Origin of the sequence: Streptomyces roseirectus (assembly GCF_014489635.1) — a bacterium.
In the GTDB taxonomy this organism is placed as follows: domain Bacteria; phylum Actinomycetota; class Actinomycetes; order Streptomycetales; family Streptomycetaceae; genus Streptomyces; species Streptomyces roseirectus.
The window spans coordinates 8,672,220-8,686,817 of sequence record NZ_CP060828.1; the positions used below are offsets into that span (position 1 = coordinate 8,672,220).

Annotated in this window: 9 protein-coding genes; 2 read left to right on the top strand and 7 right to left on the bottom strand. The window is 73.0% G+C overall.

The features are described 5' to 3' along the window. Positions 1-1,263, bottom strand: coding sequence for a glycoside hydrolase 5 family protein (locus IAG44_RS37620; protein WP_187751537.1), 1,263 nt, complete (start codon positions 1,261-1,263; stop codon positions 1-3). A gap of 45 nt (positions 1,264-1,308) precedes the next feature. Here IAG44_RS37620 and IAG44_RS37625 point away from each other — a divergent pair, with 45 nt between their 5' ends. Together IAG44_RS37625 and IAG44_RS37630 are read left to right on the top strand one after the other, a co-directional pair. Continuing rightward, complete coding sequence (locus IAG44_RS37625; protein ID WP_187751538.1) at positions 1,309-2,457, top strand: N-acetylglucosamine kinase; 1,149 nt, start codon at positions 1,309-1,311, stop codon at positions 2,455-2,457. Positions 2,458-2,764: 307 nt separating this feature from the next. Next, positions 2,765-4,999, top strand: a complete 2,235-nt coding sequence (locus IAG44_RS37630) for a glycoside hydrolase family 3 N-terminal domain-containing protein (RefSeq protein WP_187751539.1) — start codon at positions 2,765-2,767, stop codon at positions 4,997-4,999. On the opposite strand, the gene IAG44_RS37635 is transcribed toward IAG44_RS37630, so the two are convergent. From IAG44_RS37635 to IAG44_RS37660, 6 genes are all read right to left on the bottom strand, one after another. Beyond that, entirely contained in the window at positions 4,989-5,873 is an 885-nt protein-coding gene (locus IAG44_RS37635; RefSeq protein WP_187751540.1) for a carbohydrate ABC transporter permease, read from the bottom strand. The genes IAG44_RS37630 and IAG44_RS37635 overlap by 11 nt on opposite strands. Further along, on the bottom strand, positions 5,870-6,880 hold the full coding sequence (locus IAG44_RS37640; protein WP_187751541.1) for a carbohydrate ABC transporter permease: 1,011 nt from the start codon (positions 6,878-6,880) through the stop codon (positions 5,870-5,872). Before IAG44_RS37640 ends, IAG44_RS37635 begins: the two co-directional genes overlap by 4 nt. A gap of 2 nt (positions 6,881-6,882) precedes the next feature. Next, a complete protein-coding gene (locus IAG44_RS37645; RefSeq protein ID WP_187751542.1) occupies positions 6,883-8,253 on the bottom strand; it encodes an extracellular solute-binding protein in 1,371 nt (456 codons plus the stop codon). A gap of 149 nt (positions 8,254-8,402) precedes the next feature. Next, complete coding sequence (locus tag IAG44_RS37650; RefSeq protein ID WP_187753029.1) at positions 8,403-8,978, bottom strand: peptidyl-prolyl cis-trans isomerase; 576 nt, start codon at positions 8,976-8,978, stop codon at positions 8,403-8,405. A gap of 305 nt (positions 8,979-9,283) precedes the next feature. After that, on the bottom strand, positions 9,284-13,558 hold the full coding sequence (locus IAG44_RS37655; protein ID WP_187751543.1) for a glycoside hydrolase family 38 N-terminal domain-containing protein: 4,275 nt from the start codon (positions 13,556-13,558) through the stop codon (positions 9,284-9,286). A gap of 97 nt (positions 13,559-13,655) precedes the next feature. Next, on the bottom strand, positions 13,656-14,540 hold the full coding sequence (locus IAG44_RS37660) for a MurR/RpiR family transcriptional regulator (protein WP_187751544.1): 885 nt from the start codon (positions 14,538-14,540) through the stop codon (positions 13,656-13,658). Positions 14,541-14,598: the final 58 nt, after the last annotated feature.

Sequence of the window (14,598 nt, forward strand, 5' to 3'; positions counted from 1 at the left end):
TCACCCGGCGTCGATCAGCTCCGTGACTCCACGTGCCGCCAAGTACGTGGAGTCCCCGGCGTGTTCGGCCAGGACCACGGCCGGACGCACGCCTTGCGCGCGCAGCCGCATCCACTCCTCGAAGAACGCGCCCCCCGGACCCGACGTCGACCTCGTCGACGGGGTGCAGTCCAGGACCAGCGCCGCCGTGCGCGGCGACGGGGTCAGGGGGAGCGTGCGGACCTCCGTGATCGTCTCCTCGATCGCCTCCGCGATCGGCTTCGGCTTGCCCTGGGAGTCGAACAGGCCCAGCGTGTACTCGAGTTCGGGGTAGTCCGCGAGGCTGCGGTCCACGTCGTGGGAGCACCACCACGTGATGCCCCACAGGTTCGTGCAGCTCGCCGCGTTGAGCAGGGTCTCGCGGGCGAAGAGGGGGGCGTCGGCGGCGGGGATGTGGGGCTCGGGGGCGCCGGTCTCCTGGACCCAGACCGGGCGGGCGGGGTCGGTCGCGTACGCCTTCGCCAGCTCCGTGCCGTACTCGGCGAGGTGGTGGACCTGCGGGGAGCGCGGGCCGTAGCGGCGGGCGCAGTCGCCGGAGAAGACCCAGGGGTGGACGGTGGTGACGTCGCCCTTGCGGGCCGACGCCTGCGGGGTGAAGGGGTGGTCGTCGCCGTACCAGGCGGCGTCGTACGCGGAGTGGGTCACGAGACCGGCGGTGCCGAGGCCGTCGCGGGCGGCGGCGAGGAGCGTGTCGAGGTAGTGGTCCACCTCGTGGACCGTCACGGGGTTGTGCTCGACGAGGTTGTTCAGCTCGTTGCCGAGTTGCAGGCCGATCAGGTTGGGGCGGCCGGCGAGGGCCTTGCCGAGGGTGCGCAGCAGGGTCGCCTGGGCCTCGATCGCCTCGGGGTCGGTGAACACGTTGCGGTGGTGCCAGCTGCGGGTCCACTCCGGGTAGAAGTCGAAGCTCGACAGGTGGCCCTGGACGCCGTCCACCATCACGTCGAGGTCCACCTCCGCCGCGAGGTCCACCAGGTGGGCCAGCTGGTCCACGGCCGTGGTGCGGATGAGGGTGCGGTTGGGCTGGAGGAGGGGCCAGAGGTGGAAGACGCGGATGTGGTCGAGGCCGAGTTCGGCGATCTGCGCCAGGTCCTCGCGGGCGTGCCGCGCGTCGAAGTCGTGCCAGGCGTGGAACCAGCCCCGGCGTGGGGTGTAGTTGACGCCGAAGCGGAGTTCCGTGGCAGGTGGCGTGGTGCTGATGGCGTGCTCCTCGGGTCGCGGATCCACTTCGGACCTTGTCTGCGGCGAATGTATCAACCACCATGGGGACCGATGAATAGTGATTTGAACCAAGTCTTGGTCTGCGACGAGGGCCCCGCTTACGTCCTCGGCGTCGACGCCGGAGGCACCCGCACCCGCGCGGTCCTCGCGGACGCCGCCGACGGCCGCCCCCTCGCCGAGGGCGCCTCCGGGCCGGGCAACGCCCTGACCGTCCCGGTCGAGCGCGTCACCGCGCACCTGACCGAGGCGATCGGCGCGGCCCTGCGGGGCGCCGCCGTGCCGGGACGCGTCGTCGCCGTCGCGGGCGGGTTCGCGGGCGCGGCGAGCGTACGGGCGGCTCCGCCGGGACGTGAGGCCGGGGACGCCGAGGACGCGGGGGAGGGGACGTCGAACGGGTCGACGCGCGCGGATGCCCCGGCGCCCCAGGACCCCGCCGAGGAACCCGGCCGCCGTCACGCCCGTGCCGCCCTGACCGCGGCCCTGGCCCACCTCGGCGTCCCCCTCCCCCCGATCACCATTCACAGCGACATCGAGGCCGCCTTCGCCGGCGCCCCCGGCCACCCCGCCGCAGGGCTCGCCCTGATCGCTGGCACGGGATCCGTCGCCGCGCGCGTCGAGGGCCGCGTCCTCGTCGCGACCTCCGGCGGCGACGGCTGGCTCCTGGGCGACGAGGGCAGCGGCTTCTGGATCGGCCGCCGAGCGGTCCGCGCGGCCCTGCGAGCGGCGGACGGCCGGGGCGAGCCGACCACGCTGGTGACGTCCGTCGGCCGCGCACTGGGCATCCCGCAGGCCCTGCTGCCACCGCAGACCTCGGATCACCTCGCATCCCCGCACCCCTCCTCCCCCTGGCCCCTCTCCCACCGCGCCGCCTACCGCGCCCACCTCCTCCCCGCCGTGATGGAACGCCGCCCCACGGACCTCGCCGCACACGCCCCCCTGGTCACCCGCGCGGCCGACGACGGTGACGAGGTCGCCCGGCAGATCCTCCGGGAGGCCGCCGCCGCGCTGGTCGAGACGGTGGCCGCCCTCAGCCCACGGCCCGGTGAGCCGCTGGTCGTCACGGGCGGCCTCCTCGCCCCCGCCGGTCCCCTCCTCACCCCCCTCACCGAACACCTCGCCCCCCTCGGCCTCACCATCGCCCCCGTGACGGACGGCTCCGCCGGAGCGGTCGCCCTGGCGAGGCTCGCGGCGAAACGCTGACGCGCCGGGACGGAGAGATGCCGAGACGTCGAGACCCCGAGGCGCCGAAACGCTGACGCGCTGACCCCCTGAAACACCGCGCGCCACACGAGAACTGCACTCCCGCCGCAAGACGCGGCCCCGCCGAACACCGGGAGCCGACCCGCACGGGACGCCACAGCCGTCGCCCCGACCCCGAAGGGGACCGGCGGGAAACCGGCCCCGCCGTACCGCGAGACCACGCCGAAGCCCCCGCCCGCACACCCGACGCCCACCCCCGCCGCCCCCTCAGCCCGCCCCCGCCGCCCCCTCCCCCCGAAGGACCCCGATGCCGACCCCCCTCTACCAAGACCCCTCCGCCCCCACGGACTCCCGAGTCGCCGACCTTCTCTCCCGCATGACCCTGCGCGAGAAGGTCGGCCAGCTCAACCAGCGCATGTTCGGCTGGAACGCCTACCACCGCACCCCCGCCGGCGACTTCACCCTCACCGAGGCGCTGCGCGAGGAGACCGCCCGCTGGGAGGGCCTGGGCGCCGTGTACGGCCTGATGCGCGCGGACGCCTGGTCCGGCGTCGACCACGGCACCGGCCCCGACGCGGCGACCAGCGCGGACCTGGCCGACCTGGTGCAGCGGCACGTCCTGGAGAGCAGCCGCCTGGGCATCCCCGCCCTGTTCGTGGAGGAGGTCCCGCACGGCCTCATGGCCCTGGACGGCACGGTCCTGCCCGTGAACCTGGGCGTAGGCGCCACCTGGGACCCGGAGCTGTACGAGCGGGCCGCGGCGCACGCGGCGGCGGAACTGCGGGCGAGGGGCGGTCACGTCGCCCTGGTGTCGGCGCTGGACATCGCGCGAGACCCCCGCTGGGGCCGCACGGAGGAGTGCTTCGGCGAGGACCCCCACCTGGCAGCCCGCCTCACCGAAGCCCTGGTCCACGGCATGCAGGGCCACCCGGGGGAGAGGTTCGCCGAGGACAAGGCCCCGGTCGTCCTGAAGCACCTGGCCGGCCAGGGAGCCACCACCGGCGGCAGGAACTCCGCCGAGACCGAACTGGGCCGAAGGGAACTGCACGAGATCCACCTCCCGGCGGCCAGAGCGGGCGTACGGGCGGGCGCCGCGGCCTTCATGTCCGCGTACAACGAGGTCGACGGCCTCCCCTGCGCCGGCAACAGGCCCCTCCTGACCGGCCTGCTGAGGGACACGTGGGGTTTCGACGGCCTCGTCATGGCGGACGGCCTGGCCGTGGACCGCCTGGCCCGCATCACCGGCGACAAGCTCACCGCGGGCGCGCTCGCCGTCAACGCCGGTGTGGACATGAGCCTGTGGGACGAGGGCTTCACGCACCTGGAGGAGGCGGTGGAGCGGGGACTCGTCACCGTGGCCACCCTCGACGCGGCCGTCGCACGGGTCCTGCGCCTGAAGTTCCGCCTCGGCCTCTTCGAGAACCCCTACACCCCCCGCGCCGCCCTCCCCGACGGCCGTGGCATCAGCACCGACCTGGCCCGCGCTTCGCTCACCCTCCTGCACAACGACGGCGTCCTCCCGATCCCCCCGGACACCCGCCGCATCGCGGTCCTCGGCCCCCACGCGGCGACCATCACCCACCAGCTCGGCGACTACACGGCCCCCCAGCGCGAGGGCGCCACCGTCCTGGACGCCCTGCGCAGACTCGCGCCCGCCCTGGACGTGCGGCACGCGAAGGGCTGCGCCCTCACCGGCGACGACCGCACCGGCATCCCCGAGGCGGTCGCGGCGGCAGCCGCCTCCGACCTGGCCGTCCTCGTCCTCGGCGGCAGCAGCGCCCGCACCCCCGACACGGAGTTCGACGCGAACGGCGCCGCACTTCAGGCCCGCGACGACATGACGTGCGGCGAGGGCGTCGACCTCGCGCACCTGCGCCTGGGCCCCGCGCAGCACGCCCTGCTGGACGCGGTCACCGCGACCGGCACCCCGACGGCCGTCGTCCTGGTCCAGGGCCGCCCGCACGCCGTGCCCGAGGCGGCCGAGCGCGCCGGGGCCGTGCTGAGCGCCTGGTACCCGGGCCCGTGGGGCGGCGACGCGATCGCCGAGATCCTGCTCGGCCTCGCCGAACCGCGCGGCCGGCTCCCCGTCTCGGTGCCCCGCTCGGCGGCCCAACTCCCGGTCTACTACAACCACAAGGACACCGAGTACGGCCGCTACGTCGACGAGGACGCCGAGCCGCTGTACGGGTTCGGGCACGGCCTGGCGTACACGACGTTCGCGTTCGGGACTCCCGAGGCGAGCGGGGACACCGTCCGCGTGGACGTCACCAACACCGGTACCCGGCACGGCCGTTGCGTCGTCCAGGTCTACATCCGCCCCCTGCGCACCACCGTGTGGCCGCGCACCCTCGAACTGCGGGCGTTCCAGGGCGTGGAGCTGGCCCCCGGCGAGACCCGTACCGTCTCGACACGGCTCGGCGCCGACCAACTGGAGCTGGTCGGCGCCGACTTGGAGGCGTTCGTGCCGGAGGAGACCGAGATCAGGGTCGCCGCCTCCGCGCGGGAGGCGCTGAGCGTCGTCCCCCTGATCCTCAGAGCTTGACCGCGCCCGACGAGACGCCCTTGTAGAACCAGCGCTGGGTGATGATGAACAGCACCAGCACCGGGATCACCGAGATCACGGACCCCGCCATCACCAGGCGCTGGTCGTACCCGAACGACGACGACTGAAGACGCGAGAGGCCCAGCGTCAGCGTGAAGTGGTCCTCGGTGCGCAGCACGATCAGCGGCCACAGGAAGTCGTCCCAGGCGCTGATGAACGTGTTGATGGTGACGACGAGGAGCGCCCCGTACGCGGACGGCAGGTACAGGTGCCGGAACCGCTTCCACTCGCCCGCGCCGTCCAGCATCGCCGCGTCCTCGATCTCGCGCGGCACCGCGAGGAACGCGGCGCGCATGATGAGGACGTTGATGGCGGCGACGAAGCCGGGCAGCCAGACGCCGGTGAGGTGGTCGACGAGCCCGAGGTCGCGGATGCTCAGGAACAGCGACACCATGATCGACTCGAACGGGAACATCATGGACGCCATCAGCAGCACCCACACCAGCCCCCGGCCCTTCCAGGCCGGCTTGGAGAGCATGTAGCCGGCGAGGGTGGAGAACAGCAGCTGGCTGCCGACCGACAGCACGACGACGACCATGCTGTTGCGGATGTACGTCCACACCGGCACCTGGTCGAAGACCTGCCGGTAGGCGTTGAGCGTCGGATGCCGGGGGAAGATCGTGGCGCCCGCGCCGAACACGTCCTCGCCCGCGCCCTTCAGCGACGACAGGAACTGCCACACGAGGGGGCCGACGGTGATGCCGAGGACGAACAGCAACAGCAGGTAGCGGACGATGAGTTCACGCGGGCGGCCGTAGTCGCGCCAGCGCGGCACGAAGCGCCGGGGCTTCGCGGCTGCGGTGGCCGTCGTCATGACTCGTCCTCCTTGGTGAGGCGCTGGGACAGGAGCGTGAGGCCCAGGGTCAGTGCGAAGAGGGCGACGCTGACGGCGGAGCCGTAGCCGGCGTTGCCGGTGAGCGGGTCGAGGGCGACGTCGCGGATGTAGAAGGGGAGCGTGCGGTCGGCGCCGCCGGGGCCGCCGGTCGAGCCGCCCAGCATGTAGATCTCGGTGAACACCCGCAGCGAGCCGATGCCGGTGAGGGTGCCGACCAGCATCATCGAGGTGCGCACCCCGGGCACGGTGACGTGCCAGAAGCGGCGGATCGCGCCCGCGCCGTCCACGGAGGCCGCCTCGTGGAGTTCCTTGGGCACGTTCCCGAGAGCGGCCAGGTAGAAGATCATGTACCAGCCGAGGCCCTTCCAGATGGTCAGGCCCATCGCGGAGAACAGGATCAGCCACGAGTCGGAGAGGAAGGGGATCGCCGACCTGATCAGATGGGCCTTCTCCAGCCAGGTGTTGACCAGGCCCTGGTCCGACAGCAGCCACTGCCAGCTCAGGCCCACGACCACGCTGGAGGCGAGGACCGGGGTGTAGAAGGCGGAGCGGAAGAAGCCGATGCCCGGCAGGTTCTTCTCCACCAGCACCGCCAGCATCAGCGGCAGCAGCACCATCAGCGGGACGACGATCACCGCGTACAGCAGGCTGTTGCGGGTCGCGAGCCAGAAGTCCGGGTCGTCCAGCATCCGCGTGTAGTTGTCCAGGCCCACGAAGTCCGCGGCCCCACCGAGGGGTTTGGCGTTCGTGAAGGACAGCAGCAGCGTGTTCAGGAACGGGTACACGCCGAACACCGTGACGCCGAGGATCGCCGGGGACATCCACAGCCACGGCAGCCACCAGCGCCGGTACAGCGCGGCGCCGCCCGCCTCGGCGGTGGGGCCCGGCTTGACCAGCCGCAGCAACCGGCGCACCCCGGAGGGGCGTTCGGGGGCCGGACGGCCCGGTGCCGCGACGGGCACCGGGGTCAGGGTCTTGGACGCCATGCTCAGCTACCTTGCGCGATCAGCTCGTTCATCTTCTTCTGGGCGTCGTCCAGGGCGTCCTGGGCGCTCTTCTTGCCCTGCATCGCGAGCTGCACCTGGGCGGAGGCCGCGTTCAGTTCGCCCGGGGTGAGGGCGATCTCGTCGGCCGTCGCCGTCTTGCGGTCGCCGGCGACGATCTTGCGGGCCTCGGCGAACGGGTCGTCGCCCTTCACGTCCTGGAAGAACGGGTCGTCCAGGGAGGCGGTCGTCGAGGGGAAGATGACGACGTTCGGGTCCTTCGCCCAGGCGAGCTGGTTCTGCGCGTTCGTCAGGAACTGCGCGAACGCGAGCGCGGTCGCCGCGTGCTTGCTGGTGGAGGCGACGCCGATGTACTGCGGGGCGCCGACGGTGTGGCCGAGGCCGTCCAGCATGTAGCGGGCCACGCCGGTCTTCTTGTAGACGCTCGGGTTGTTCTGCTCGATGAAGCGCAGGAAGTTCGGGTTCGACGAGCCGTACACCAACTTGCCCTGGCCGTAGACCGTCGAGGGGTCCTGGTTGGAGGAGAGCGAGTCGCGCGGCATCGCGCCGGCCTTGTAGAGCTTCGTCATGCCCTCGACCCACCGCACGGTCTTCGGGTCGTCGGCGAAGGTGAACTTCTTGCCGTCGTCGGAGAGGACCTTGACGCCCATCTGCTGCCAGTCGGCGGGGATGCGCAGTTGCGGGTTGGCGAGGAAGGCGTAGTAGTCGCCGTCGGACGCCTTCGCGATCTTCTCCGCGTCGGCGAACATGCCGAGGACGGTGGTCGGAGGTTTGGCCGGGTCGAGGCCCGCCTTCTTCAGCAGGTCGGTGTTGAAGGTCTGCACGATGCCGCCGGAGTACCAGGGCAGGACGCTGTGCACCTTCTGGCCGGCCGCGTCGGTGTAGGTGCTCGACTCCCACATCGCGGGGGCGAACGGCTTGCCCGCGTCCGGGGCCTTCTGGTCGAGGTTCAGCAGGTAGCCGGTCTTCGTCAGCGCCGTCGCCGTGTTGACGTTGATGTTGACGACGTCCGGCAACGTACATGCCTGCGCGTCCGAGACGAGGCGCTGGGTGAACGTCGCGTCACCGGGGTCGTCGATCCACTTGACCTTCGCGCCGGGGTTCGCCTTCTCGAAGGCCGCGATGACGCCGTTGAAGTACGGGGAGAAGTCTTTCTTCAAGTTCGTCGTCTGGAAGGTGATCTCGCCCTTCACGTCGCCGGTGAGCTTCCCGGAGCCGACGTTGGCCTTGTCCACACTGCAGTCGCCCGCCTTGGCGCCGCCGTCCGAGCCGCCGCCGGAGAGGCCGCAGCCTGTGGCGGTCAGGGCCAGGGCGATGACGCCCACCATGGTCCCGGTCAGTGTTCTCGCGTGCATGCCTGGGCCTTCCTGCTGGTTCAAATCACCAAGTTGGACTCCGATTGATGAAAAGGTGGACCAGAATTCATCGGAGGTCAATGGTTTGCCGTGTTGCGTTTCGGTTCCGTGCGTTACCGGGGCGTTCACCACGGCGAGCCCGGCACGCCTCAGTGCCGGTGCTCGTGATCCGGATGCGCCGGGTCGCCCGGGTGCTCGTGCCCGTGCGTGTACCGGACGTCGGCCCGCTCGCGGTCCAGCCAGTCGAAGAACGCCTGCCGTCCCCGGGCCCGCCGCAGCTCACCCTCGATCCCGTCGCGCACGCGCGCGTACGGCACCAGATCCCGCGCCGCCGCACCCCGGAACGGGTCCACGCCCCGCCGCAGCGCCTCCGGCGTCAGGAACCGGTCGGGGTTGCGCTCGTAGTACTCCCGCACGGCCGCCTCCGCGACCACCTGCTCACCCTCCAGCGCCGCCAGCAGCGCCCGCGCGGCGGCGGAGTGCGCGAGCGCCACGGCGACGATGGACCCCAGGTCAGCGACGTCCGACCCGGACACCCCGCGCACCCGCGAGGGCGCCAGCTCCGGCGGCGCCGCCAGCCCCCGCGCCGCACACGCCCGCCGCGCCAGCTCGTCCACGACCACGACCTGCGTAGCCCACCTCCTGCGCTGCCGCTCGTCCCGCGCCAACCCCTCGGGCCGCGTCACCCGCTCCCGCGCGGGAACAGCGGCGAGCAGCGCGTCCACCCGGCCGACGGGAACGGCGTCCCCGCCGACGGTGGCGGCGCGCGGGGGATGGTGATCGTGCGGGTGCGCGTGCGCGCGCGGGGCGTGCGGCTGGGGTGGGTCGAGGACGGTGGTGTCCGGCGGCGGGACGGCACTCAGCGCACCGCCTGCCGGCCCCTCCGGCCCGCCGGGCTCCGCCCCGGCCCGGCGCTCCGGTCCTGGGGGAGTCCCCGGCCCCGAGGAGACAGTCGAAGCGGGGCCGCCCACCCCGGCCCGCACCCTCGCTGCCCGCACCCCCTCTGCCTGCGCCGCCGCCTTCTCACCGCTCACTCCGTCACCTCCACCACGACGGCCTCCGTGTACGCGACACACCCGTGCCACCCCACCTTCGCCATCAGCCAGTACGAGCCCGGCGGCACGGCGCCCGCGTCCACCTCGATCGCGCAGTCGACGCTCTGCCCGGCGGGCACGGTGAAGCCCTGGAGGCCCGGCGAGACGCCGGTCCAGGTGCCCCAGGCGGACAGGGCCCAGAGCTGCCCGTTCACCGTTCCCCGTGTGGTGTTGCGTAGTTGGACGGGCACGGTCGTCCGCTCGCCCCGCCGCAGCAGGACCCGCTCGGTGCCGAGGGAGGTGAGCAGCGTCGGCCCGGTGCGGCCGTCGGGTTCGCCGGGCGCGGCGGTGCCCGGGACGTCGAGGGCGATGACGTCCTCGTACGTCTGGCCCGCGTGGACGAGGCGCGCGGTGAGCCAGTGGCGGCCGGGGGCGGCGTCCGGCGGCGGGACGACGGTGACGTCCGTGAGGCTGAAACCGGCGGGCGCGAGGTCGTAGGGGACCACGGCCGGCTCGGCGGACCAGCCGTCCGGGACCTTGACGCGCACGGTGCCGGAGACGGCCGCGTCGGTCAGCTCCGAGGAGACGCGCAGCGTCGTCGTGACCGGGCCCGAGGCCGTGAGGGCGGTGGGGGAGAGGTAGAGGGCGACCGGGAGGTTGCCGCGCGGCGCGGGCCCCGAGTTGTGCAGCCAGTACCGGGTGTAGACGGGCTGCGCGGGCTCGTCGGCGTCGACGGGAGCGGCGGACGCGCAGGCCGGCGCCAGGATCCCGCCCACCGGCACCGCCGTCACCGTCCCCACCTCGAACCCGCCGAGCCCGACCCCCACACCCCAGTCGGTCTCCAGCTCCTCGCGCATCCGCTCCAGCACATCGGCCCGCGCCGCCGAGGCCCACTCCACAGGCCCGGTGATCCGCGCCCGCACGCCCCGCCCCTCGACCTCGTGCACGCGCACGACGACCCCACGCACGGGATCCACGGCGACGGACCCGCCCCGCGCGAGCGGCGACCCGGCGGGCTTGAGCGCGTCGAGCAGCACCCGCCCCTCCGGCTCGACGGCGAACAGCGTCGCCGACCGGGGCAGCCCGGCGACGACCTCGTCCCCGCCCCGCACCCGCCCGGTCAGCGGCCGGTTGAACGCGTGCCCCGCCTGCGGCAGCCGCTGCGCACGCCAGTCACCCGCCCCGGCGACGACAGCGTGGTCGAACGTGTGCGACCAGTGCTGGAGCTGGAACCCGGACCCGTCGGGCGCGGTCCGCCGGGGCGGATCGACCCAGATCCCGGACGGCCAGCCCGTGCAGGACCGCATCAGCGACATGTAGAGGTCACCGGACGGCGTGACGACACACCCCGGCGTCCCCCGGTTCAGCACGGCGAAGCCCCGCCCGTCCCACGCGTCCCCCGGCGGCAGCGCCTCCCCGCCCCCGGCGGCGACGGCACGCACGACCGCGTCCTCCAGGTCGGCGATCAGCGCGTCGACGGCCTTCGCGTCCTGCTCGGCGTCCACGCCCGCGACGACCAGCAGCGGCAGCCGCTCCAGGTCCCGCAGATCCGCGCCGGGCACCCACTCCTCGCGCAGCGAGGCCCGCGGCGCCACCCACACCGACGCGAGCCCGTCCTCCGCGAGCTGCCGGCGCAGCTCGCGGGCCGCCGCCGGGTCCCAGCCGAGCGCTTCGGCGACCAGCGCGTTGCGCTCGGGCCCGCCGACGGCGATCCGGACGTCCGGCAGGTTGGAGTCGACCTCCAGATCGCCGTAGCGCTGCCCGCCCGCGATCGTCGAGGTCGCCGTGACCCCGGCCCGCACCAGCGCGGCGGCGAGCGGCGTGCCCAGCTCCCCGGCGCTGCCCCAGTCGGGGTAGATCAACTCGGCGACGCCGACGGCCCGTTCGCCCAGCAGCGCGCCGCTCGTGTCGTGGACGGCGACACGGGCCGTCGAGCCGAGCGCGAACCAGGTGTTGACCGGGTTGTCGAGGGTCCACGGGAACCGCTCGCTGTCGACCTCCACGAACCCGAACCCGCGCCCGATCACCGCGTCCGCGACCTCGTGCACCGGCAGCCCGCCCCGCACGTCCGAGGGCCAGCGCACCCGGATCAGCCGGTCGGCGCCGTCGTACCCGTCGAGGGTCGTGGAGACGTCGACCCGGTCGACCCCGGCCCACAGCGTGATCCGCTGCGTGTACCGGAACAGCCCGAGGTCGCCGCGCACGGTGATCCGGGACCCGGCGGGCGACGTGTGGACATCGATGTCAGCCGGGACGTCGCCGCTGCGCGCGGCGGTCACCCCGGTCGGCGTGAGGTGCCAGGGCCCCTCCCCGAAACGCGGGTGCCGCGCGAACTCCTCCTGCACCACAAGCTCGTTGCCGATCTCCCCGGCCCGCAGCAGTTCCCGCCCGTCCTCGCCGAGCGCCCGCAAGTTGCACACCCCGCCCCCGCGCGCGGGATCGACGGTGACCTCGTAGAACGCGTTGCGGATCGTCGCCGTCCCCGGTTGCGGCGTCCACTCCGGCGCCGAACCCTCCGCCAGCGAGAGGGCCTTGAGACCCATCCCGGGGACGTCGGGGACGACGACGGTGAGTTCACCGTTCTCCCGGACGGCCGGCAGCGGCAGCCCGGTGACGTCCAGCGGGACGAGCCCGGGGTCGGGGACGGTGAGGACGTCACGCCGCGTCCAGGTCGCCGAGTTGAACACGACCAGGTCCGGCGCCCCGCCGGGCAGCGAGGCGACCCGGGCGGCGAGCGCGTCCGTCGCGTCCGCGTGGACGCTGCGCGCCAGGTCGTACAACTCCCGCCAGCCGGTGAGGAGATCGACGTACACCTGGTCCGACTCGGAGCCGGTGATCGCGTCGTGGTGGGCGCCGTAGATCAGCTGGCGCCACGCCTTGTCGAGGGCCGCGTCCGGGTAGGGGTGCCCGGTCACCAGGGAGGCGAGCGTCGCCCACGACTCCGCGTCCGACAGCAGCGACTCCCCGTACCGCTGGGCCTGCTTGGTGTCGATGTAGGAGACGTCCTTGCCGGTGTAGATCGGGTTCATGTCCCGCGTCTGCGGCGAGGCGAGGCGCCCCTCGGCCTCCAACTCGGCGCGGACGGCGGCGAAGAAGTCGCGCGGGATGCCGCTGACGAACCTCGGCCAGACGTAACGGGCGTTCCAGTCCCGGTGGATGCCCATCACCCAGCGGCACGGCGGCGCGTAGTCACCGCCGACCGGCAGCATCACGTTCTTCGTCAGCGCGACCTTCTTCAGCCCCGTGAAGAGCTTGAGGGCCGCCTGCTCGGCCTCGGGGAGCGTGGGCGCGTTGTCGATGGCCCAGCCGGCGCCGTAGTGGTTGACCATGTACGCCGTGAGCAGCCCGCGCCCCGAGGGCGCGATCCAGTTGAACTCCGCCTGGAACTGCATCCGTTCGGGGTCGCGCGGCTCCTCCCCGAACACCGACAGCGTCGGCCCCCACTGGTGGAAGGGGCCGCGCGCCCAGGAGCTGGTGGAGATGTCCGCGTCCGCCATCAGACCGGGGAACTGCGGATCGTGCCCGAACGCGTCCAACTGCCAGGCCGTGTCCGGGTCCGCGCCCATGATCCCGCGCTGGAAACCGTCCCCGTACAGCGCGTTGCGGACGGTCGCCTCGGCGCCGGTGAGGTTGGTGTTGGGCTCGTTGTAGGTGCCGCCCATGATCTCGATCCGCCCGGTGCGGATCAACTCCCGCAGGAACGCCCGCTCTTCGGGGAAGGAGTCCCAGTACGGCTTGAGGTAGTCGACCTCCGCGAGCACGAACGTGTACGCCGGGTCGCGCCGCGCGAGGTCGCAGTGGGCGCGCACGAGACTCATCCCGGACTGGCCGCGCGAGTCGAAGGTACGGGCGGGCAGCCCGCTGCTCGCGGGGTCGTCGGCGACGTCCCAGGTCTCGGTGTAGGCGGCCTGCGTGTTCCACCACACGGGGTCGTAGTGGAAGTGGCTGACCATGAACATCGTCCAGCCGGGCTCGGCGGCGGTGAACTCGGCGGTGAGGTCGGCCCGCCGCTCCTCGTCCCGCGCGGTGACGGTGATCTCGCTGGTGTCGCCGGGCGCGAGGCCGTCGGCCGTCACGGATATCTCGGCGCGGACGGTGCCGTCCTCGCCGACGGTGGCGAGGACGTCCTCGACCGCGCGGACGCCGGGGCCCGTCAGCGTCAGGCGGACCTGACGGCCGGGTTCGTGACCGATCTCGACGGCCACCACCTGGTGCGGATGCTCGGCGGTGCCGGTGAACAGCTCGGTCGACTCGACGGAGATGACACGCATGGGGCTCCTACGGGAGGTCGAGGGAGCCTCATAGTGGCACCGCGTGCTGGTTCAATCAACCATCGCTTTTCACCTTCAGTGGTTCATCCATGCATGATCAGCGTCCGCGCCGCGCCTTCACCGCGTGCTGCGGGCCGATGTGGTCGGTCAGCGCGAGCGAGGCGCTGGCCCGCTGGTAGGAGAGCTGCGCGACCCGCACGTACAGACAGTCCACGAGCATCAGAACCGAGTGCCGGCCCCCGATCGACCCGGTCCGGAAACTCGTCTCCGAGGTCGCCGAGATCAGCCGGACGTCGGCGGCGCGGGCCAGCGGGGAGCGGGGGTCGGTGGTCAGCGCGATCGTCGTCGCGCCCCGCTCCCTGGCCATCTCGAACGGCTCCAGCGTCTCCCGCGTCGACCCCGAGTGCGAGATGCCGATCGCCACGTCCGCCGGGGTCAGCAGCGCCGCCGAGGTCGCCGCGCCGTGCACCTCCGTCCAGCCGCGCACCGCGCAGCCGATCCGGAACAGCCGCGTCTCCGTCTCCTGCGCGACCGCGCCGCTCCCGCCGACCCCGTACACGTCGATCCGGCGGGCCCGCGCCAGCGCCTGCGCCGCGCGCTCCAGGGCGTCGAGGTCGATCCGGTCCACGGTCTGCTGGATCGCCCTCAGGTCCGCGCTGCCGACGACCTGGACGACCCGCTCCAGGCTGTCGTCCGGCGAGATGTCCGGGCCGATCTCGGCCGTCCCCCAGTCCGACGCCTCGCCCCGGCCGCGCTCCTGCGCCAGCTCGATCAGCAGGTGCTGGTAGGAGTCCAGGCCGATCGCCCGGCAGAAGCGGGTCACCGTCGCCTGCGAGGTGCCGGTGCGGCGGCCCAGCTCGGCCGCCGAACAGTGGGTGACGGCCGCCGGGTCCTCCAGGATCAGCTCCCCGACCTTCCTCAGGGAGCCGGCCAGCCTCGGCAACTCGGTGCGGATCAGTGTGGTGACGTCGGTCGTGGGCATGGGAAGAAGGTACCAGCCACCGACTGACCGGTCTGATGAATACCAGGACCGAGCGGGC